Annotated in this window: 11 protein-coding genes; 10 read left to right on the forward strand and 1 reads right to left on the reverse strand. The window is 60.9% G+C overall.

What is annotated here, in order from left to right; all coding sequences use genetic code 11:
* Positions 1-8 precede the first annotated feature (8 nt).
* From ACP148_RS13670 to ACP148_RS13700, 7 genes are all read left to right on the forward strand, one after another.
* The gene (locus tag ACP148_RS13670) at positions 9-2,105 is read left to right on the forward strand and encodes an ADP-ribosylglycohydrolase family protein (RefSeq protein ID WP_421953237.1); all 2,097 of its coding nucleotides are present in this window, start codon (positions 9-11) and stop codon (positions 2,103-2,105) included.
* Positions 2,106-2,126: 21 nt separating this feature from the next.
* On the forward strand, positions 2,127-3,191 hold the full coding sequence (locus ACP148_RS13675) for an ABC transporter ATP-binding protein (RefSeq protein WP_421953238.1): 1,065 nt from the start codon (positions 2,127-2,129) through the stop codon (positions 3,189-3,191).
* Positions 3,191-4,393, forward strand: coding sequence for a CaiB/BaiF CoA transferase family protein (locus ACP148_RS13680; RefSeq protein WP_421953239.1), 1,203 nt, complete (start codon positions 3,191-3,193; stop codon positions 4,391-4,393). The genes ACP148_RS13675 and ACP148_RS13680 overlap by 1 nt, the downstream gene beginning before the upstream one ends.
* Positions 4,390-5,184, forward strand: a complete 795-nt coding sequence (locus ACP148_RS13685) for an HpcH/HpaI aldolase/citrate lyase family protein (RefSeq protein ID WP_421953240.1) — start codon at positions 4,390-4,392, stop codon at positions 5,182-5,184. Before ACP148_RS13680 ends, ACP148_RS13685 begins: the two co-directional genes overlap by 4 nt.
* A gap of 5 nt (positions 5,185-5,189) precedes the next feature.
* Entirely contained in the window at positions 5,190-6,374 is a 1,185-nt protein-coding gene (locus ACP148_RS13690; protein ID WP_421953241.1) for a hypothetical protein, read from the forward strand.
* A gap of 6 nt (positions 6,375-6,380) precedes the next feature.
* The gene (locus ACP148_RS13695) at positions 6,381-7,172 is read left to right on the forward strand and encodes an SUMF1/EgtB/PvdO family nonheme iron enzyme (RefSeq protein ID WP_421953242.1); all 792 of its coding nucleotides are present in this window, start codon (positions 6,381-6,383) and stop codon (positions 7,170-7,172) included.
* Positions 7,173-7,538: 366 nt separating this feature from the next.
* On the forward strand, positions 7,539-8,189 hold the full coding sequence (locus ACP148_RS13700) for a response regulator transcription factor (RefSeq protein ID WP_421953243.1): 651 nt from the start codon (positions 7,539-7,541) through the stop codon (positions 8,187-8,189).
* Here ACP148_RS13700 and ACP148_RS13705 read toward each other — a convergent pair.
* A complete protein-coding gene (locus ACP148_RS13705) occupies positions 8,182-9,633 on the reverse strand; it encodes a sensor histidine kinase (RefSeq protein ID WP_421953244.1) in 1,452 nt (483 codons plus the stop codon). The genes ACP148_RS13700 and ACP148_RS13705 overlap by 8 nt on opposite strands.
* Positions 9,634-9,785: 152 nt before the next feature.
* On the opposite strand from ACP148_RS13705, the gene ACP148_RS13710 reads away from it, so the two are divergent.
* Genes ACP148_RS13710 through ACP148_RS13720 form a run of 3 tightly spaced genes read left to right on the forward strand, consistent with a single transcriptional unit; the run spans position 9,786 to position 22,954 of the window.
* Positions 9,786-19,109: a peroxidase family protein gene (locus ACP148_RS13710; protein ID WP_421953245.1), complete on the forward strand. Its 9,324-nt coding sequence runs from the start codon at positions 9,786-9,788 to the stop codon at positions 19,107-19,109.
* A gap of 60 nt (positions 19,110-19,169) precedes the next feature.
* Positions 19,170-20,933, forward strand: a complete 1,764-nt coding sequence (locus ACP148_RS13715; protein WP_421953246.1) for a type I secretion system permease/ATPase — start codon at positions 19,170-19,172, stop codon at positions 20,931-20,933.
* A 2-nt stretch (positions 20,934-20,935) separates the two neighbouring features.
* Positions 20,936-22,954: a calcium-binding protein gene (locus tag ACP148_RS13720; protein WP_421953247.1), complete on the forward strand. Its 2,019-nt coding sequence runs from the start codon at positions 20,936-20,938 to the stop codon at positions 22,952-22,954.
* The last annotated feature ends 2 nt before the right edge of the window (positions 22,955-22,956 follow it).

Genomic DNA, 22,956 nt, shown 5'->3' on the forward strand with positions numbered 1-22,956 from the left:
GACCTTTAATGCTTTCCACCTCCGATCTCGTCCACCGCATCTATTCGGGCTTTCTGGGCAAGGCCATTGGCGTGCGCCTTGGCGCCCCGGTCGAGCCGACCATCTGGAGCTATGAGCGGATCCGCGACACCTATGGCGAGATCACCGGCTATTTGCGCGATTTCAAAACGTTCGCGGCAGATGACGACACGAACGGTCCGGTCTATTTCATTCGCGCCATGCGCGACTACCAGCTTGTGCCAACCCCGCACGAGGTCGCCAAGACCTGGCTCAATTATGCCGCCGAGGGCCACGGCATGTATTGGTGGGGCGGCTATGGCCGTTCGACCGAACACACTGCCTATCTCAACCTGCGCGCGGGCATTGAAGCTCCGCAGTCGGGTTCGATTGCCCAGAACGGCGCGGCGATTGCCGAACAGATCGGCGGCCAGATCTTCATCGACAGCTGGGGCTGGGTGAACGCGGGCAATCCCAAACGCGCAGCCGAGATGTCGGCCAGCGCCGCCTCGGTCGCCCATGACGGCGAGGGGCTGCACGGTGCCCGTTTCTGTGCGGCGATGATCGCCGCAGCGTTCACGGCCAAATCGGTCGACGAATTGTTCGAAACCGGGCTTTCGGTCATCCCAGCAGACTCCACCTATGCGGCGGTTGTCAATGCCGTGCTCGGTCAACACAAGAAGGATCCCGAAGACTGGCGGGCCTGCCGCGACCTTCTGACCCGCGACTGGGGCTACGACCGCTACCCCGGCGTGTGCCACATCATTCCCAATGCCGGCGTCCTGGCGCTCGCCATGATCTACGGCAAGGGCGAGCTGTGCCGCACCGTCGAGATCGCCACGATGTGCGGGTGGGACACCGATTGCAACGCCGGCAATGCCGGAGCGATTATCGGCACGTTTGAGGGTATCCAGCCGAGCTGGGACAAATACCGCAAGCCCATCAACGACATGGTTGTGACATCGGGCGTCACCGGCGCGCTCAATATTGTCGATATTCCCAGCTTCGCCCGCGAACTCGCGACCCTAGCCCTGCAACTGGACGGCAAGGCTGTACCCGACGGATGGGCTGAGGCGATGGAAAATCGCGGCGTCCATTTCGACTTCGCGCTCCCGGGCTCCACGCATGGCTTCAAGACCTCGGGCACCAACCAGCTCGAACTCGGCTGGACCGGCAAGGACAATGGTGCAGGAGCCGGCGCCCTGGAGATTCTTGTCGACCGTTTCGAGCGCGGCCAGTCGGGCAGGGTGTTCTGGAAGCCGTTTTATCGGCGCGCCGACTTTGACGATGAACGCTACCGCCCCATGTTTTCGCCGCTGGTCGCCAGCGGGCAAACCGTATCGTTCGATATCTTCATGGAGCCCTGGGAAGGTGACGGGCACTTACGCATTGCGCCATATGTCCGCGCCACGATGAGCAAGACAATCATCGAAACCGGCGCCTACGAACAACCGGCTGCCGGGTCATGGACCCATATCGAATTCACCGTGCCCGATGCTGATGGCGAGGCGATAGACGAGATCGGTCTCGACATCGAATATTTCGGTCGACTCAAATTTCTGGGCAAGCTCCATCTCGCCAATTTCCGCGTTACGGGCAAAGGCACAACCCGGATCGATCCGGCAAAAGAGATCGAAGAATGGGACGCCATCACCCGGTTCACTTGGAACCGCGGCTATTGGAAAAAGGATGGAGCGACCATCACCGGGCTCACCGATACCGATGCGGATCTGTGGACGGGCCACCTTTACACGCGTGACGCCAGGGTCAGTGCCCAGATCACCCCACAGTCGGGCACCTCGCACCTTGTGAGCTTTCGGGCTCAAGGTACGTCCCGCTTTTACGCCGCAGGGTTCGAGGATGGCAAATTCCGGATCCTCCGCGAGGATTTCGGCAAGAGCGTTCTCGCCGAAACCGATTTCACCATCCAATTGGGTCGTTCCTATCGTCTCGAAATCGAAGTGCGCGGCACATCCATTTCGACAAGCGTCGACGGCAGGCAGCTTGTTACGGCGACCGACGATCGCTTCGCTTACGGGCAGGCCGGTGTCCGGCTGGGCGGTCCGGGCCGATTTGCTGTCTCCAAGTTTGAAATCGTCGAGCAGTAACGGCCGACAGGGAGGATTTCGATGTCCCAGATCACGCTCAGGAATGTCCACAAGCGCTACGGCCAGGTGCCGGTGCTCAACGACATTTCCATCGATATCGCCGAAGGCGAATTTGTCGTTCTGGTGGGTCCATCGGGCTGCGGGAAGTCGACGCTGCTGCGCATGATCGCCGGGCTCGAAGACATAACGGCAGGCGATGTGGAAATCGGCGGCAAGGTGGTCAACACAATGCCCGCCAAGCAGCGTGGCCTTGCCATGGTGTTCCAGTCCTACGCCCTTTATCCGCACATGAAGGTGGCCGACAACATGAGCTTCGCGCTCAAGCTGGCCGGACAGCCCAAGGCCGAGATCGCGGAACGGGTGAAGGTTGCCGCCGACATTCTGGGCCTTGAAAACCTGCTTGACCGCCTGCCGCGCGAACTTTCGGGCGGGCAGCGCCAGCGGGTCGCCATGGGCCGGGCTATCGTGCGCAACCCGACCGCGTTCCTGTTCGATGAACCGCTCTCCAATCTCGATGCCAAGCTGCGCGTCAAGATGCGCTCGGAGATCAAGAAACTGCACCAGCGGCTGGGCAAGACGATGATCTATGTCACCCATGACCAGACCGAAGCCATGACGTTGGCCGACCGCATCGTCGTTCTTCACGATGGTGACATTGCCCAACTGGGCACTCCGCTCGAGGTTTATCAGGATCCGGCCAATGCCTTTGTTGCCGGCTTTATCGGCTCGCCCGAAATCAACCTGCTCGCAGCCAAAACGCTTGGCCCCGACGTTGCCGCCGTCGAGTTGAGCGACGGCACACGCATGCCGCTCCCCGGTCCGGTGACGCTCGAAAAAGGCACGCCCGTTACCTACGGCATTCGCCCCCAGCATTTCACCGTATCCGAGACCGGCGCCAAAGCGGAAATCGTTCTGGTCGAACCGACAGGCGACAGCCAGGAACTCGCCGTTCGCGTCGGACGGGCCGAGCTTTCGGTGGTTCTGCACAATCGCGCGATCCTCTCGGCTGGCGATACGATTTCCGTCGCGCCTGATGCTGACAAGGCCTTGCTGTTCGACGCCAGGACGGGCGCGAGGCTGCGCTGATGGCGCGCAGGTTCACGCCCGACGCCGAAGGCCCGCTCAAGGGCGTAAAGGTCATCGATCTCTCGCGCCTCGTGGCCGGAAACATGACCTCGCTGCAACTTGGCGATTTCGGTGCCGAGGTGATCAAGGTCGAACCGCCCTCCGGCGATCCGCTGCGCGCCTGGAAAGACGGCGGCGCGCCGTTTTACTGGAAAGTCTATGGCCGCAACAAGCGCTCTATAGCGCTCGATTTGAGACGCCCGGCAGCCATGGAAGCCCTGTGGTCGCTGATCGATGGCGCCGATGTGCTGATCGAGAATTACCGTCCCGGCACGCTCGAAAAGATGGGACTGGGCCCCGATGCACTGCATGCGCGCAATCGCGGCCTGATCGTGTTGCGCGTCTCGGGCTATGGCCAGACCGGCCCGTATTCTCACCTCCCCGGCTTCGGCACCATCGTCGAAGCGATGAGCGGCTATGCCTATCGTACCGGCTTTCCCGACCGCGAACCCGTCCTGCCGCCACTTGCCCTGGCCGACATGATCGCCGGCGTTTATGGCGCTTCGGCCGTAATCACGGCCCTGCTCGCCCGGGAAAAGGGGCATGCCGCAGGGCAAATCATCGATCTCTCGCTGCTCGAGCCGATCTTTTCGGTCCTCGGCCCCGAAGCGGCGATCTTTGCCAGGACCGGTGTCGTCAAGGAGCGCATCGGGTCCGCTTCCAACACCTCTTGCCCGCGCAATGTCTATGTCTGCGCCGACGGCAAGTATCTGGCCCTTTCAGGCTCGACACAGGCGGTCGCCAAACGGATCTTTAAAATCATCGGCCGGCCCGACATGATCGACGATCCCAGGTTCGCGACCAATTCGGACCGCATCAAGCACCGCGATCTCGTCGACGCGGCAATCGGCGGCTGGTTTTCGGCCCGCGCCAGCGAGGATGCCCTCAAGATCATGCGCGATGCCGGGGCAACGGTGGGCCCGATCTATTCCATTGCCGATGCCTATGAGGATCCTCACTTCCGCGAGCGCGAGGTTTTCGTCGACCTCGAGGACGCCCAATTCGGCGCCCTGCCCATGCACAACGTCCTGCCGCGCCTTTCGGCGACCCCCGGTGGTTTCTATCGCGCCGCGCCCGAGTTGGGCGCCGATGGCGCGGCCATCTTAAGCGAAATCGGTCTCGACCCGGACAACATCGCAGCCGCGCTGGACGTTTCACAATGAGATTGCGTTCGCTGCTTTACGTCCCCGCCGACAATGAGCGCTTCGTCGCCAAGGCTCACGAACGCGGTGCCGATGCGATCATTCTCGATCTTGAGGATTCGGTGCGCCCCGAGCGCCGAGATGCGGCGCGGAAAGCGCTTGCCGCCTCCATCCGCTCGGCCGGGCGAAATGGTGCCAAGGTCTTCGTGCGCATCAATGTCGAAAGCGCGAGCGAAGACGTTGCGGCAGCGGCGGGCGCCGATGGGTTTTACGTGTCCAAAGCCAATCGCGCGCGCATCGATGCTCTGGCGGCTGAAGGTTCCGGTCTTCCCCTCTTTGCCTTGATCGAAGACCCCTTGGCGCTTCTCGATGTCGCTGCCATTGCCGCTCATCCAGCCGTAGCCGGCCTTTCCGCCGGCGGTGAAGACCTTGCGACCGCTCTAGGCGCCCTCCCCGACCCCGATGTGCTGCGAACGCCCAAGCTGCTGATCCATTATGCGGCAAAGGCATACGGAAAACTCTCTCTGGGCCTTTTCCGCTCCATAGCCGATTACACCGACCTGACGGCCATCGAGGAGGCCGCCAAGGACGCGCGTCGCCACGGGTTCGACGGTGCAAGCTGCGTGCATCCCTCTGCCGTTCCCGTTCTGAACGCAGTTTTTGCCCCGACATCCGAGGAGATCGATTGGGCCCATCGCGTCCTGGCCGCTGCCCAAGAGACCAAGGCGGGCGCCTTCACGATCGATGGCCGCATGATCGATGCCCCGATCATCGCCCGCGCCCGTTCGATCCTGTCGCACCAAATCGATTGACCCACATGACCCGCCCTGGTTTCTCCCCTTACGTCCCGCGACCCATCGACAAGCCGGCTCGCGTACCGCTCGCGCCCGACGCCGATCTTTCTGTTCTTGATGAAGCCAAGGTCTTTGCCGCACCCGAGGATCCCGCCGATTGGCCGGCCTGGCGGGCCGCCATGACGCGATGGCGGGACGAGGCCCGGCGTCGGATCGAGTACGATCCGCACCGCTACGCTGCGATGGCTGGGGCAGGACCGCGCGTCGTGGAAATGGTCTGGCTGTGGGACGAACGGCTCTACGATTTTGCCATCGGGCGCTTCACAGTCGATGCCTATCTCGATGCGGGAGATGCCGAATTGGGGGGCGTCGACGCCGTCATGCTCTGGAATGCCTATCCCGTGCTCGGCATAGATTCGCGCGACCATTTCGCGTTTTTCGAGGACATTCCCGAACTCCCCGAAATCGTCGCGGCCTTCCAGCGGCGTGGCGTCAAAGTCTATTTCACCTATTACCCCTGGGAGACGGGTTCGGGGCCCGAAGCGATAGAGAAGGTCACCGCGATCGTTGAGCGATGCGGCTTTGATGCCGTATTTCTCGACTCCTCCAAGGAAGCGTCCACCCGCCTGCGCGCCGCGCTCGATACTATCGATCCGACGCTGCCTATCGAGTGCGAATCCCGCGTGCCCCTCGCCCAGATCGCAGATCAGACCATGAGTTGGGCGCAGTGGTTCGCGGACTCCGAGGTGCCCGGCGTGCTGCGGGCCAAATGGTTCGAGCGCCGCCACGAACTGCATCACATTCGCCGCTGGAACCGCTCGCACCTCGACGAACTTCACTCAGCCTGGCTCAACGGCACAGGCGTTCTTGTGTGGCCGGTGGTGTTTGGTGTCTGGGTCGGCTGGAACGCGCGCGACCGGGCCATTCTTGCTCATATGCGTCGGCTTTATGGGCAACATGCCGATCACTTCGTTTCGGAGAATTGGACCCCGCTCGCAGATCATCCCGAGACCGACGCCCAGGTTTACGCATCGCGCTGGGAAGCCGGAAACTCTCGCCTGTGGACCGTTGTCAATCGCGGCCAGGACCATGCGGGCCCGCTCCTGGTGGTCGAACCGGATCACAAAGAACGGGGGATTTGGGTCGATCTGGTCTCCGGGCAGACCCTTGCAACGGAACGGCAAGCGAACGGGCGCATCGCGCTTTAGGGCATCATGTCCGCCGGCGGCATAGCCTGCATCGCCAACCGTGCGGTTCCGTCCGGTGTCGAGCCCGATATCGCGACAGCCAGCCCCGATTTCCCGACCCGTGCCACAGAGCGTATCCCAACCCCTTTTGTACCGCACCAGAGTTCGCCGTCGGGCATGAGTGTGCTGAACATCCCAGACGGGGAGCTAACGGTCACCTACCGGCTGCGTGAAACCGGACTGTATGGTGAAACGCCCTATTTGGAGGAATGGAAACCCCTGCCGCCCCGCCTGCACCAGATCGCGACGATGACCCGTCCGGTTTTCGCGCACCGCATAGCCATTGCGCGCGACGAAGTCACCAACGGCGAATTTGCGGAGTTTCTGTCCCAAACGGGGTATCAGCCAATCCGCCCCGAGCGCTTTTTGGCCCACTGGCATAACGGACCCCCCCGCCCCGGCACTGAAGGAGATCCGGTCACCCATGTCGAACTCGACGACGCCCGCGCCTATGCAGCATGGGCGCGATTGCGCCTGCCGACCGAAGACGAATGGCAGGTGGCCGCGGAGCAAGACCTGCTCAACCGTGCCGAACCGCAGGTCTGGAACCTGACCGAAAGTGAACATCGCGACGGTCGCACCCGCTTTGCCATCCTCAAGGGCGGCTGCGCTGCGCTGCCCCAGGTGTCGGACTGGTACGTTGAGTCCGGCCCGCTGCCCGCCGAGCGCTCGGTAAAACTTCTCGCCGTCGGCGCGGGCCTTGCCCGCTCACCCATGATCGGCTTCCGATGCGCTGCCGATATCGGCGAGGGCTGCTAGAGCGCGTCCAGCAAAAGCATATCCTCGACCCGATCGGGGATGGAAACGGCATTTCGGTTCGGACAAGCGACAAAACAAAGGTTTAGAGACAGGGATTTGATGCAATCAAATCCTGAACGGCTCTGGAGTCCAGTTCTGATTCTTCACAGCGTCAGTCCCTTATCCCCTTTCGAGAGGCGCTCTCAGACCAGCGACAGTCTTGAGAGATTTGCAACGATGTCCTGAAGAGCTTATCGACAGGTCGGTCAAGTTTGACCACGCCGATTATTCGGGCAGCGGCGTTAACCTATTATTTATATTATTTACTTTTTGGTAAAATCTAAAGTACAGTTCATCGTCAGGGCATAATTTAATTGGGGTGTCGTGATGCGTGCATCCAGGACAACAGTAGCGTTCGTAGATGACCATCCTGTCGTGCTCTTGGGGATGGCTGAGCTTTTTGAGGAGCATCCCGATTTCGCAGTGGTAGGCTTGGGCGGCGAGGCTGCGGACGCGCTGGATTTGATGGAGAACAAGTCGCCGGAGATCCTGTTCCTCGATCTCAGCATGCCCGGAGATGTTTTCGCCGCCATTACCGAAATTACGCATAAGTTCCCCTCGACGCGCATTCTGGTCTTCACAGCCTTTTCAAGCGTAGATTCCGCCTTGCGTGCCCTTGATGCCGGAGCAATGGGGTTCGTTCTCAAGGGCAGTTCCTATGACGAGCTGTTCGAGGCCGTTTCGGTCGTGCAGCGGGGTGAAATGTTCGTCACGCGTCAATATGCAACCCAGGTTTTGAATGGTCTGCAAAAGCGCAAGCGCGCCGAAGAGGTCAGGAATGCAGTCAGGCTAAGTGCCCGCGAAAAACAGATCGTGGCGCAACTTTTGCACGCCCGTACAAACCGAGAGATCGCGGCAACGCTGGATCTGAGCGAAAAAACGGTAAAACACTACATGACCGGTTTGATGGCAAAACTGCGCGCGCGCAATCGCCTTGAAGTGGTGATCGCTGCACAAAAGACAGAAGACTTTAACTGACGTCATTTGCCGGGCGCGGTTGGTGTTCGCCGCCTTCGAGTGGCAATGTCACCTTTATCCTGGTTCCAACGCCAAGTTCGGAATGAACTTCGAGATTGCCTTGCAGTGCGCCTACCCGGTTGCGCATGCCAGCGAGGCCCAACTTTTCTCTTCCGCTCACTATATTGTCCGTTTGACGGACTCCCGGGCCATCGTCTGCCACTTCGATTTCGAGCCAACCGCCGACCACAAGGGCTTTAACGCTCTGTTGGGCGCGCGGCGCGTGTTTGGTTGCATTCGAGAGGCCCTCCTGAATAACCCGATAGGCGCAGATTTTTGTCGCGTGCGTCAGGAATTCGGGCAGATCGCCAAAATTGGTCGTTACTCTGGTGCCAACAATGTCTTCATGCCGGAATACCGCAAGCTCCAGGGCCTCCCTCGGAGAAAGCTCTTCAATTTCGGGAAGCGAGAGGCCCGACGAGATTGTGCGCAATTCGGAGAGCGCCGAGTTGAACAGGCCCTCAAGAGCTTTTTGAACATCGGTCCGGTCGTCCCCGCGGCCGCCCATTTTCGTGAATTTGAGCATGAAGAGGCTGAGGAGCTGTATCGGACCGTCGTGGATATCCGAACCGATGCGGGCAAGCAGTTGCTCGTTGGCCTCGCTCGCGTCGAGCCGCGCCCTGTCAGCCGCGATCCGCAGCAGGCTATTTTGATCGGCCATCGCCTGTGCTTCGGCGACGTGACGCTGGAGATCGGAACGTTGCAAAGCGATGGTTCGGCTGCCGCGCCTCACGATGGCATAGAGCACCGCCAGCATGAAAATCGTCGTCAGCAGGACGACTAGCCAACTGGTCATCTGGCTGATGGCGAGTTCTTCGGCAAGCGCGTTCGCATTTTCGTAAATTTCACCAACAGCCAGAACTTGATCGGTTCCTGTCCGGTAGAGGGGCGCGTAAACCTCGATCAGAGCCATGTCGAGCGTTTGTTCGTAGGCGCTTTCCTGGCTGATGAGGTCCTCATACTCAGCCACGATCTCGCCTGCGGCCGCACGCTCGACGTCGGTGGAAACGAACCGCTCGCCGATCAAATCCTTGGTGGTGCTGTAGATGACAGTCGCATCAGCTCCGTCGGCCACCCAAATCTTGATCGAGGCCACCGTTCGGCCCAGCGCCGTCCCGATAAACAGGTCATCGAGCCGTTCATGGCTCTCTGCAGGCAGGGTTCCGTCGGTGTTGATGTCCTGAACCAATGGTTCAAGGAACCCGTTCATGAAACTGGCGCCCTGCGCTCCGGACGTTACCAAAACGCTGTGTTTGATCTGGTCGTTTACCCATGTGCCCAGAACGGCCATCGCCACGAAAAGAACGATCGCAGCGGCAAGGAAAAACTGGCTCGAAAAGCTGAGGCGCGTCCAAAACCTCGGCCCATCATCGTCAGACCTTAGTCGGATTTCGGATCGGACCATAGTCGAACGTCCCTAGCATCCAAGGTCTGGAAAGTCGTCGGACCTTGCGACCTTACGCAGCGTCAGTCTTTTGCTCAACACTGCGAAGTAGATGTCCCCAGTTTTTACCTTGACCGGGGCCGATTGCGACAGAGTGTTCTCGGGAGGGCAAAATGGCTGTCAAACTCAACCGTCACGATCTGGAATTCATCCTCGATCAAATTCGCATTGCTGAAGCGCACGTCGCCGGCACACCGCTCGACCAGCTGATAGCTCAACCGCACCTGCCCTACGGTCTGCGGACGGTCGATGGCAGTTACAACAATCTTATTCCCGGGCGCGAACTCTGGGGTGCTTCCGATCAGATCATGCCCCGCATGCTCGATCCCAACTATCGCGACGATATGGATGGCGACCAGCAGTCGATGGGCCCGGTTGACATGGGCGCGCCCCAGCCGGTGACAAACACCGATTACGGCGTGGTTGGACAACCGACCAATCCGTTCGCACCGGGCGGCAATGGCGGTCACACCGGCAATGTGGCCGACGCCGATCCACGCATCATCACAAACCTGATTTCCGATCAAACCCTGCGCAACCCAGCCGCGATAACGGCGGCGCTGCAATATGCCGGTTATGCCGATCTTGCCGCCGGTGTTGCCGGCGTCAGAGCCGCGTTTGAGGCTTACATGACCTCTATCCAAGGGCTCACCAGCGACGATCCGGCTGTGGCCGCGGCCAAGGCCGCGCTGGACCAGACACTTGTCGATACCTATGGGATCGAGATGGACGGCACTTCCATCGTTTTGCCCAACCTCGCACCCGACGAGGGCCTGTCGGCGCCGTTCAATGGCTGGATGACATTTTTCGGGCAGTTCTTCGATCATGGTCTGGACCTGATCGCCAAGGGGGACAACGGCACGATTTTCATGCCGCTTGCCGCCGATGATCCACTGCGCACCCACGGCCCCGACGGCATAGCGGGCAGCGGCGACGAGGTGCCCGACCACATGGCGTTCATGGCGCTGACCCGCCTGACCCCCGCGGCGGGACCTGGCGAAGACGGTATCGTCGGCACGTCCGACGATACCGCCGAAGCCAAGAACAAGACGACGCCCTTTGTCGATCAGAACCAAACCTATACCTCACACCCCTCGCACCAGGTCTTCCTTCGCGAGTATGAGATGGTGTTCAGCGCCGAACTTGGCTACGAGGTACCGCTGGCAACCGGGCACCTGCTCGATGGCGCCAATGGCGGGCTCGCAACCTGGGCCGACGTCAAAGCCCAAGCAGCCGAAAAGCTCGGCATAATCCTGAGCGATGTCGACGTGCTCGGTGTGCCGCTGCTCCTGACCGATCTTTATGGCGAGTTCATTCGCGGCGAGAACGGCTTTCCGCAGGTCGTCATCAATATTGGTCCAGACCTTGTCCCCAACACCGAAGACGACGTGACCGTGAGCTGGGACGGGGTGTCGGGCAACCAAGTTGTGCTCGCCGAACTCAATGGCGGGCTGGGGCCGGTGCGCACCTCGCACCAGTTCCTCGACGACATCGCACACAATGCAGTCCCGGTGCTTGCGCCCGGCGTGGAGCCGGGCACCCCGGCCATCCTGCAGCCGGATCCCGACACGGGAACCGATGAGTATGGCAACCCGGTTCCCTTCGACCCCAATACGGGCCAGAACCTCCAATACGACAACGAACTGCTCGACCGCCATTTCATCACCGGTGACGGCCGCGGCAACGAGAATATCGGGCTCACGGCCGTCCACCACGTCTTCCACTCCGAGCACAATCGCCAGGTCGACGCCAATAAGGCCCATATCCTCGAGATCGCCAGCAGCGGCCTGCCCGACGATATTGCGTTCCTCAACGAGTGGCTCCTGACCCCGGTGACGGCGGGGTTCGACGCCAATGCCCTGCAATGGGACGGTGAACGCCTGTTCCAGACGGCGCGCTTCGCCACCGAGATGCAGTACCAGCACCTGGTCTTCGAAGAATTTGGCCGCAAGGTGCAGCCAAACATCGACGTTTTCGTCTTCAATACGATCACCGACGTCAATCCGGCGATTTTTGCCGAGTTCGCCCATACCGTCTATCGGTTCGGCCATTCCATGCTCACCGATCACCTCAAGCTCCTGCCGCTTAACGATGCCGGACAACCGGTGGCTTATGATGAACTGGGGAACGAAATCCCGGTCGACATTGCCGATTGGGGGATCGATGTGGGCCTTATAGAGGCCTTCCTGAACCCGATCATGTTCGATCGCGACCAGGAGATTTCCGCCGATCAGGCGGCGGGTGCCATCATCCGGGGCCTGACCTATGTCCACGGAAACGCAATCGACGAATTTGTCGTGGAATCGCTGCGCAACAATCTCCTGGGTCTTCCGCTGGATCTGGCAGCGATCAACATCGCCCGCGGCCGGGATGCCGGCGTGCCTTCGCTGAACGAAGCGCGCGAGCAACTCTATGCTGCCAGCAACTCCACCTGGCTCAAACCTTACGAAAGCTGGGCCGACTTCGGGGCCAACCTCAAGACGCCAGCCTCGATCATCAACTTCATTGCGTCGTACGGCACCCATCAATCCATCATCGATGCGACGACGCTCGAGGACAAGCGTGAAGCCGCGATGCAGCTTCTTGGTCTGTCGAACCCGACAGAGACGACGTCAGTTTCGCTCGCCAATGCCGGATTCGAGGCGCAATCGCTCGCTGCCGGTGCGCCAGATGTCATCGTGCACACGAACGGTAACTACACCATGACCGCGCCGGACGGCTGGACGTTGACGGGCGGAGAGGGTGGCCTGATCGACCCGGCGGATCATGTCATCGATCCGGCTGGTGTCGAAGGAACCGCCGTCGCCTGGCTCCGCAACGGAGCGGTGCTGTCGCAGGACACCGGCGTCACGCTGGTCGAGGGGGCAAATTATCGCCTCTCGCTCGACATCGGCGACCGAGCCGACCTTGGTTGGCCCGGCGGGGAGGCTCGTCTGGTCGACTCGAACGGGATGACGCTCGCAAGCGTCGCACTGGGTACGCCGCCCGAAGGGGGATGGTCCTCCGTCACGCTGGAAACCGGGCCGATCGTTGCGGCCGCAGCCGGGCTTGGACTGACCATCGAAATCGTTCACGCGGGGGGCACCGCCAACCAGCTTCTGGTCGATGACGTGCGCCTGGACGCCGTGCAGGAAGGGGCCGCGATTGCCGACCGTCTCGACTTCCTCAACGGCACCGGCCTATGGGCGGCCGTGGAAACCGGCCTCAACCTTGTCGATCTGTGGATTGGCGGGCTGGCCGAAAAGATCATGCCATTCGGGGGCATGCTCGGCTCGACCTTCAACGCGGTGTTCGAGCTGCAGATGGAGAACCTTCAGGAAGGCGACAGGTTCTATTACCTCTCGCGGACCCAGGGTCTCAACCTTCTGACCGAACTCGAGGACAACGCGTTCTCGAAAATGATAATGGCCAATACGGACCTGACCCAACCGGGGCCGGACGGAATCCGTGGCACCGACGACGATATTGTCACTCATCATATCGGCGTCGACTCCTTCGCCAAGTATGACGGCGTGCTCGAAGTCGACGAGACCAAGCAGATCGCACTCGATCCCGAGGGCGATGACCCCTTCATGGAGGCGATCCGCGCCAAGGTGCAGCGGGACGATCCCAGCACGGAAGGCGCCGACGAGAACTACATCCGCTTCACCGGCGGCGAGCATATGGTTATCGGCGGCACGTCCGGCGCCGATACCATCATTGGCGGCAATGGCGATGACGGCATATGGGGCGGTGCTGGCGACGACCGGATCGAGGGCGGGCATGGCGTCGATCTGATCATCGGCGGCGCGGGTGATGACATCATCACCGACACCGGCGACACTGGCGATTTCATTAAGGGTGGCAGTGGTGACGACGTCATTGCCAACTCCAACGGTCTCGACGTCATCATGGGCGGCGACGGACAGGATGTCGTCCTGGTCGGTGTGGATGCGACCGAGGTCTTCGGCGGCGAGGGCAATGATTTCATCCTTGGCGGCCTGGACCACGACTTCCTGCTCGGGGGCGAAGGTGATGACTGGATAGAGGGAGGAGACGGGTTCGATGTCACCGCTGGCGACAATTCCGAACTGTTCTTCAATTCCACTATCCTTGGCCACGATGTGATGTTCGCGGGCGAGAATGAACATGATTTCGACGCCGAGTCGGGCGACGACATAATGGTGCAGGGCGAAAGCGTCATGCGCAATGAAGGCATGTTCGGCTTCGACTGGGCGATCCACAAGGGCAGCCCGGTCGCGGCGGATTCGGATATGCGCATCCCCATCTTCACCACGGTTGCCGATGACATCCTGCGCGACCGTTTCGATCAGACCGAAGGTCTGTCGGGCTGGATCCACAATGACGTCCTGCGCGGCGACGACCGCGGCAGTACCGAGGAAATCGAGGTTGAATTCAGCCTTGAAAACCACGGGCTGACCCAGGCGGGCGTCAATCGCATCGACGGACTGCGCGAACTTCTCGGCGACGCGATCGCAGCAGCGCCGACCGACCCCAACGTCGATCTCGAAGACATCGTTGCCTGGGCCGAGGGCAATATCCTGCTCGGCGGCGATGGAAACGACACGTTCGAAGGGCGCGGCGCCAACGATTTCATTCATGGTGACGCCTGGCTCAACGTCAGGATCAGCGTGCGAGAACTCGATGTGGGCGGCAATGTCACCGAAACCGAGGCGTTTACCGTCGACAGCCTCACCCAGATGGTCACCATAGAGGGCGTCACCAAGCAATTGGCGAACTTCCTGCTCGATGGAACGATCAAGCCCCGGCAGCTCAGCATCGTTCGCGAAATTCTTTATGCCGAGGATTCCAGCGATGATACCGATACGGCAATCTTTGCGGGCAATCGGGACTGGTACGAGATTACTCACGTGGGTGACCGCACCTATGTCGCTCGGCGTGAGCACGAAGATATCGATCCGCAAATCGATGAGGGAACCGATACCCTGATCGGAATCGAACGCATCCAGTTCGCCGATGGCATGTACACGATCCGCGAGACCGGAAACTTCAATCCGACCGGCCGGCTGCAGATCTCGGGACTTCCCGCGCGGGAGGACCAAACCCTGACAGTGAGCGCGGACAACATCGGGGACCTCAATAACCCTGATGGGAAAGTTGCACCCGAGGCGATTACCTATCGCTGGCAGATAGAACGCAACGACGGTACGGGCGATTATATCGATATTCCCGGATCTTCCGGAAATACGTTCACGCCCAGCGACGAGCACGAAGGGCTGCGCATCCGTGTGCTTGGCACCTATGTCGACGCAGGTGGCGTGACCGAGATCGTCTCATCCCAGCCGACTGACCCCGTTACGGGAGTAAACGACGACCCGGTGGGCCCCCTGCCGATCAGCGACATGTCGCCAACCGAGGGTCAGCCGTTGACGGCGACCATCGCCTTTACCGATCCGGACGGCATGACCGATGCATTCGAGGAGTTCCTGCTCACCTATCAATGGCAGTCCTCGGCCAATGGCATCGACGGATGGGTGGATGTGCCGGCGGAAGTTGGCGGCAACGACCGCACTTTCGTTCCGGGGCCAGATCTTGTCGGGCTCCATCTTCGCATGCAAGTCGTCTATCAGGACGACTCCCTCAACACCCACACCGTCATTTCGCAGGTTACCGACATTGTCGGAAATCGCATCGAGACGGACCAGGCCATAGTCGGTGTGGGCGTTGGTGGCGACGCGCAAGGCGGGACTACCGTGGGCGACGATTGGGTCGAGGGTGGTGCGTCCGACAACACCTTCTCGGGCGGGGCTGGCGGCGACGTTCTTAAAGGCGGCGATGGCGACGATACGCTCAACGGCGATGCCGGCGATGACACGCTGATTGGCGAGTCCGGCAACGACACCATCGCAGGCGGAGCCGGCAACGACACCATCGTCTACGGCACCGAGGACGGAAACGACACGGTCGACGGTGGCGACGGTGACGATACGCTTCGTGTTGTTCAGAAAACGAACGGCCCCAATCTCGACGATACGCTGCTGGTCACGCTGGCTTCCGGCGTGGTCAGCCAGGCAAATGGCGCCAGCCTCACATCGGTGGAAAATCTCGAAGCCGATCTGGCCGGTGGCACCGACGCGTTGGCCTACGATACGGCGGATGCCGTCTCGGTGAACCTTCTCTCGGGCGCGGCCAGCGGTTTCTCGTTCACACGTGGCATCGAAAACGTCACCTCGGGCTCAGGCGACGATACACTTCTGGGCAACAGTCTCGGCAATAGTTTAGACGGCGGAGCCGGCAACGATACGCTTCGCGGCGGCTTTGGCGACGATATGCTGGCTGGCGGCGACGGTGACGATCAACTCTGGGGCGATGAGGGCGATGATCTGCTTGAGGGCGGCGAAGGCAATGACCGCATCGACGGCGGAGCCGGCACCGACACGGCCAGCTTTGCATCTGCAAGCAGCGGCGTCACGGTCTCGCTGGCCGGTCTGACCAGCTTCGAGGAGCAGGACACGGCAGGAGCCGGCATCGACCGCCTTATTGCCATCGAAAACCTTCTCGGCAGCACCCACAACGACAATCTGACCGGTGGCGACGGGGCCAATCTGATCGATGGCGGCGCAGGCGCCGATACCATGACCGGTGGCCTGGGAGACGACACCTATGTCGTCGACCACGCGGGCGATGTTCCCGTCGAGGCGATTCTTGGCGGCAACGACACGGTGCGGTCCAAGCTCTCGACCTACCAGCTCCATCAGAACATCGAAAATCTCACCCTTATCGATGGCGCATTCGAAGGCATCGGCAATGGGTTGGACAACCGCCTGACCGGCAATGCCGATGACAATTACCTGCGCGGCTCTGGCGGCACCGATACAGTGGTTCTTGCCGGTTCGATCGCCGATCACGACTTCGAACTCGATGGCACCGCATTCTATATATCAAGCGCGGCCGGAGGCAGAGATCGGATTCAGAACATCGAACGGGCCGAGATCGACGGCGTCATATATAACCTCGTGCGGGGCGATAACAACAACAACCCAAGCCTCACACCGGGTGGCGCAGATGCCGACCTCATCCTGGGTTTCGATGGCGACGACACGCTTATCGGCCATGGCGGCGATGACATCCTTGTCGGCGGCAACGGAAATGACGAAATGATCGGCGGCGCCGGCGACGACACCTTCGTCGTTCAAGATGACGGGGACACCGTCAATGGCGGTGCCGGGATCGACACCATAATCTCCTCCATCGACGTCAATCTCCACCCAACGCTCGACGATCAGGTGGTCAACGGGTCGGTCGAGAACGCCAGGCTGATCGGCAACGCCGACCTCAACGCGCGCGGCAACGCCCTCGGCAACGTCCTGATGGGCAACGCCGGTGCCAACGACCTCTTCGGGGCCAATGGCAACGATACGCTGATTGGCGGCGCGGGCAACGACGCCCTGCGCGGCGGCAATCAGGATGATTCGCTGAGCGGCGGTGCGGGCGATGATACGCTTGACGGGGGAACTGGGGAGGATACGGCGGTGTTCGATGGACCCGCCGGCAACTATCAGTTCGTTTTCGACGAGAACGGTCTTTCCTCGGTCACCGATCTTGTCGGTGATGGTGGAACCGATGCGCTCATAGATATCGAGCGTGTGCGGTTCGGCACGGGTCCGGACCTGGTAATTGCCAACGCCGCAGATGGCACCCCGACGGGCCCTGCGATCATCTTTGGATCCGCTGACGGGGAAACCATCGTCGGCAGCAATGGCAACGACGTCATCATAGGCGGCGCCGGTGACGACACGCTGAACGGGTATGATCTCGGCGACGGTGACGACGATACCGTCCCACCCCAGGCCGATGACGATACCTTCATCTGGCAACCCGGCCACGGATCCGACACCATCAATGGCGGCGGCGAGGGCGTCGGCGGCGACCTGTTCCAGATCATCGGCAATGGTGAGGCCGAGACCTATCGCATCTACACCTATGACGAGGCGGTGGCACGGATAGGCTTTGCCGGCAGTGACGAAAGCGAGATCGTCGTCACCCGCCAGGTGGCGGGCGAGGCTGAAACCATCATCGCCGAACTCACTGAAATCGAAGAGATCGTTGTCAATGGTGGTGGCGTCAGCGCGAGCGGCCAGTTCGGCGGCGACACCGTAGAGATGTATGGCAGTTTCGATGTGGCGACGAGCCTGCGGCCCGATACGATCACCGTAATCGGCTCGAATGGCGACGATACCGTCGACATCTCGTCGCTTCTCTCAAATCACCGCATCGTCTTCAGGGGCGCCGGGGGCAGCGATACGATCATCGGAGCCTTGCGACCCCAGGATGTGATAATTCTGGCCAATGGCAAGTCGATCGACGCCTATTCGTCAGTACAAAATAGTGACGGCTCGACCACGATCTCTTCCGATGACCACTCCATCACCTTTTGGAGCGAGGGCGGATTGCCCCATTTCGAAAGCCAGGTGAGCGAAGGCGGTCCCGAGGCTGACGAAACGCCGGATACAAGCGGTGAGCAGCCTGGAGGTTCCGAGGGCGAGGTTGACGACTTCGGCGAGGAGGATGATGACGTTGTGCTGCCAGCGACGGGACCGATGGTCGGCACGGCGGGCGACGATGTGTTGCTCGGCACATCCGCGGCCGACCTTATCGTCGGGATGGCTGGTACGGACTACCTCATTGCCGGTGCCGGCGCCGATGTAATCCGGGCAGGAGAAGGCGACGACGTGATCGACGCTGGGGCTGGCCGCGATGTTGTCTTTGCCGGAGAGGGAGACGACGACATCTTCGGCGGCGCAAACGCTGACGCTCTCTACGGAGAGAACGGGGATGACTGGATCTCCGGCGGCGAGGGCAATGATCTGCTCGATGGTGGACTCGGAGCTGACACAATCTTCGGAGGCGACGGCGATGACATGTTCATTGGTCGTCGGGATGACGGGGACGATGCGTATGATGGCGGAGACGGCATCGACACGCTAGACCTGGGGTCACTCAACGATGACGTCGATGTTGATCTGGGCACCGGCATCGGAGGACGCGGCAGTGTAACCGGAACCCAGTCCGGAACAGATACGCTTTATGGCGTTGAAAACGTGACGACCGGATCGGGAAACGACACGATAACCGCCAGCAATGCGGTCAACGTGGTCGACGGAGGCGACGGCAACGACGTCTTCGTGTTTTCCTCGGCGGCTGCCGCCGATGGCGACACGATCGTGGGCTTTGAAACCGGTGACAAGATCGATCTCTCGGGCATCGACGCCAATACCGGTGCAACCGGCGTTCAGAGTTTCACACTTGTTGCCGGGCAAGCCAACGCACCGGGCCAGATCGGTATTTCGCACGAAAGTCGCGATGACGGTGACGTCACCGTGGTGACGGGCAATACGAGCGGAGGCGACGAACCCGACTTCCGAATCGAAATCGCAGGAAGCCATACGCTCAACGGTTCCGACTTCAACCTTTGACCGGTTCACCTGGCCGGATCATCCGGCCAGGTGTGCCCGTGACCGCATGGGGGAGATCCGATGCCTACCGCAAACGCTTCCGACAAACTTGCAGAGCACCGCCGGGATGAGTTTCTCAGACACAAGTTCAAGGGGATCGGTGTCTTCCTGTTCTGGATTTCGGGCATCATCAACGTGCTGGCGCTAACCGGTTCATTCTACATGCTCCAGATCTACGATCGGGCGCTGACGAGCGGCTCGATTCCCACTCTGGCCGCCCTTTCGGTTCTTGCGGTCGGGCTGTACGCTTTTCAGGGACTGTTCGACACGATCCGCGGGCAACTTCTTGTACGGGTCGGGGCCCGGTTCGACAAAATCCTTGCGCCCATAGCCCATCGGGTGAGTGTCGACATGCCCCGGTTCGGTTTCTCCCCGTCCGAAGCCCTCGAGCGCGGGCGGGATGTCGACACCGTACGCAATTTTCTGGGGTCACAGGGGCCGGGCGCGCTCTTCGATCTGCCTTGGGTGCCGCTCTATCTGCTGTTCGTCTATTTCCTTCATCCGGTCCTGGGTGCGATCACTTTGGGCGGGATCGTGGTGCTGACGCTACTCACGGTGATTACCGAGCTCAAGTCGAGAAAGCTGGCCAGGTCCGCGCAACAAGCGGGTCTTGTGCGCAACGCCATTGCCGATTCAAATGCCCGCAACGCCGACGTCATCAGGGCCATGGGCTTTGCCGGCAGCGTGGTGGGGCGTTTCAACCATGCCAATGACGAGCATCTGGTTCTCCAGACCCGCACCAATGATATTGTGGGCACGTTCAGCGCCTTTTCGCGCGTGCTGCGGATGCTGCTGCAGTCGTCGCTTCTCGGCATGGGGGCCTATTTTACCATACAAGGTCAGATGTCTGCCGGCGCTATCATCGCCGTTTCGGTTGCATCGGGGCGCGCATTGGCGCCAATAGACATGGCGATTGGCAACTGGAAAGGCGTGGTCGCAGCCCGACAGGCATTCAATCGCCTGCGCGACACAATGGTGGCACTCGAAAACGGTCCCCAACCGGTGGATTTACCCGCGCCTTCGCAATCGATATCGGTGGAAAAGCTCACTGTTGCCTCGCCCGGCACGGGCCAGGTTCTGCTTTCCGAGGTGAGCCTTCACGTGAAGGCCGGGCAGGCACTTGGCGTCATTGGGCCCAGCGGTGGCGGCAAGACGACGCTGATAAAAGCCATTACCGGCATCTGGCCAACGTTGCGTGGCTCGGTCCGGATCGATGGAGCGGAACTGGAACAATGGGACGACGAAAAGCTGGGCCAGCATTTCGGCTATCTGCCCCAGGAAGTTTCGCTTCTTGACGGCTCGGTGATTGAAAACATCTCGCGCTTTGCGCCGGAGCGGAATGGAGAAAAAGCCGTTGCGGCGGCCAAGGAGGCCGGGGCACACGATCTCATCGTAAGGCTACCCAACGGATATGATACCCAGCTCGGTCCGATGGGAACGGCGCTTTCGGCCGGCCAGCGTCAGCGGATCGGCCTTGCGCGGGCCCTCTACAGCCAGCCCTTCATTGTCGTGCTCGACGAGCCCAACGCATTTCTCGATGCTGAAGGCGAGGCCGCGCTCAACGAAGCAATCGTGCGCGTGCGCGAGCGCGGTGCCATCGTAATTGTTGTGGCGCATCGACCTTCCGTTCTTGCCGAGGTGGACATGGTGGCGGTTATCCAGAACGGCAAACTCACCAGCTTTGGTCCCAAGGACACGGTGCTTGGCGGTATGCGCAGCGTGGCCAGCGGGCCGGCAAACCCCGATCAGGTTGCCGCGGGCCCGACCCAACGAAGGGCGGGCTGACCATGTCGATCGACGTCAAAGCCAACAAACAGCCCAAGCCCAACGAAGAGCCGCGCAAAAGATTTGAGTTCTTTTCGCGCGAGAGGACGACGGCATTGCCCGTCCATATCGGGCTCGTGATCATAGCCTTCGCTGTCTATTTCCGCCACTTGCTGACCCCTCAGGGGCCGGTGCCTTCCAGTCAGCAGGATCGTGGCGAAGGCCGGCCGGACGAAAAGGCACCATCGGCAGGTACCTCAAGTACCGCAACGCGCGAGCGCCAGTCTGAAGAGACCGGACGCGAAAGCAAAAGCATGGCGCTCGACCTCGGCCAGTACGAAAGCGAAAGCGATATTGACTGGTCGCCGGCGATCCTGGTTTCCGATCCGGCACCGTCTCTGCATTTTACGCGTCCTCTGTCCAACTTGCAGCCGGTCAACCTGTTTCCGGGCGCGATTGGCGTCGAACTTTCAAATGACAATCTGCCGCGCTCCTCCACTCCCGCCTTAATCCCACACGCCCCGCAACCTGCTTCCGGGGGTGATCAGGACAGTGGTGATTCCAGCCCACAGGAACCGGGAAATAGCGATGGAGGTGACGACGTCGACAATGATGACGATGATGGCGGTCGGCCCAACCGCGCGCCTGTGGTTTCCGGGCCCGTCCGGCTCAACGACATCATTGCGGGACAGACCGCGCTGATCGGGCTCGCCTATCTGCTTGCCGGGTCGCACGATCCCGATGGCGATACGCTCTCTGTCACCAATGTAACCGCGGTCGGCGCTGGCCTTGGCCTGTCAGCAACCTCAGAAGGCTTGGTCGCCCAGAGCGAAAGCGGAATGCTCGGTGCGGTCAGTCTGGCCTATCAGGTGAGCGACGGGCATGCGGAGGTCTGGCAAACGGCTCATTTCAACATCGTGCGAAACGTTGCTGTGCTCACCCCGGGCGACGACCTGTTCCTGGGGACCGCCTACGACGACGACATCGATGCCCGCGCGGGCGATGATATCGTAAACGGCCTGGCCGGCAACGATCTTATTATGGGTCGGCAGGGCGACGATCATCTTTTCGGTGATGCCGGCAATGACGTTCTGCACGGCGGCGAGGGAAGCGATGTCATCTTCGGCGGTAGTGGCAATGACATCATCCATGGTGGTAAGGGCCACGATCGGATGTTTGGGGAGACGGACCACGACACCCTCTTCGGCGAGGCGGGTGATGACTGGATCGAGGGTGGAGACGGCGACGATATCCTCGACGGCGGCACCGGCGATGACACGCTTCTTGGCGGCTCTGGTGACGACGTGATCATTGGCGCCGAAGGCGACGATGACCTGTCCGGTGACGCCGGCGACGACACGCTTGATGGAGGCTCAGGACGCGACGTCCTCTCGGGTGGCGATGGCAATGACGTTCTGAGCGGTGGAGCGGGGGACGATATCGCCGAGGGCGGTGCTGGTGGTGATGTCGTCCTGGGAGGCGGCGGCAATGACGTTTACGACGGCGGCGGCGGCTTTGACATCCTCAGCTATGCCGGGACCGACGATGATCTGATCATAGACGATAGAAACGGTGAAGTGAGCGGCGCACAGACCGGTGAGGATTCATTTACCGGTTTCGAACAGGTCAGTGGCGGTGAGGGAGACGATCTTTTTGTGATCGGCGCCTCGGCACGCGTTATCTCGGGAGGGCGCGGCCGCGATCTCTTCGTCTTCGAGGTCATGGACGACGATCCTACCCTCAGCGAGGACGTCGTTCACGACATTCTCGATTTCGTGGTCGGCGACCGTATCCGTGTACGCGATTACGACATCAGCCGCGAGGCCCGCGCCGCAGAGCGCGACCTGTTTCGCTCGATTTACGGGGACGATGACGATGACTGGCTGCGAGCCGACATTCCTATCCTTGTTACCCATGCCAGCCATGATGGCATCGATCAGACCATTATCCGCGCCGATTTCAATAGTGACGATCTGTTTGACGTAACCATCAACATTCGTGATGTCCTGCTCGCCTGGACCAACGACCCGGTCCTCGTTTGAGT

This window comes from Pelagibacterium sp. (assembly GCF_965249125.1).
GTDB lineage: Bacteria > Pseudomonadota > Alphaproteobacteria > Rhizobiales > Devosiaceae > Pelagibacterium.

Coding starts and splice junctions, on each gene's coding strand:
- ACP148_RS13675 (WP_421953238.1), top strand. CDS start 2,127: ATGTCCCAGATCACGCTCAGGAATGTCCACAAGCGCTACGGCCAGGTG.
- ACP148_RS13710 (WP_421953245.1), top strand. CDS start 9,786: ATGGCTGTCAAACTCAACCGTCACGATCTGGAATTCATCCTCGATCAA.
- ACP148_RS13685 (WP_421953240.1), top strand. CDS start 4,390: ATGAGATTGCGTTCGCTGCTTTACGTCCCCGCCGACAATGAGCGCTTC.
- ACP148_RS13720 (WP_421953247.1), top strand. CDS start 20,936: ATGTCGATCGACGTCAAAGCCAACAAACAGCCCAAGCCCAACGAAGAG.
- ACP148_RS13690 (WP_421953241.1), top strand. CDS start 5,190: ATGACCCGCCCTGGTTTCTCCCCTTACGTCCCGCGACCCATCGACAAG.
- ACP148_RS13715 (WP_421953246.1), top strand. CDS start 19,170: ATGCCTACCGCAAACGCTTCCGACAAACTTGCAGAGCACCGCCGGGAT.
- ACP148_RS13670 (WP_421953237.1), top strand. CDS start 9: ATGCTTTCCACCTCCGATCTCGTCCACCGCATCTATTCGGGCTTTCTG.
- ACP148_RS13680 (WP_421953239.1), top strand. CDS start 3,191: ATGGCGCGCAGGTTCACGCCCGACGCCGAAGGCCCGCTCAAGGGCGTA.
- ACP148_RS13695 (WP_421953242.1), top strand. CDS start 6,381: ATGTCCGCCGGCGGCATAGCCTGCATCGCCAACCGTGCGGTTCCGTCC.
- ACP148_RS13705 (WP_421953244.1), bottom strand. CDS start 9,633: ATGGTCCGATCCGAAATCCGACTAAGGTCTGACGATGATGGGCCGAGG.
- ACP148_RS13700 (WP_421953243.1), top strand. CDS start 7,539: ATGCGTGCATCCAGGACAACAGTAGCGTTCGTAGATGACCATCCTGTC.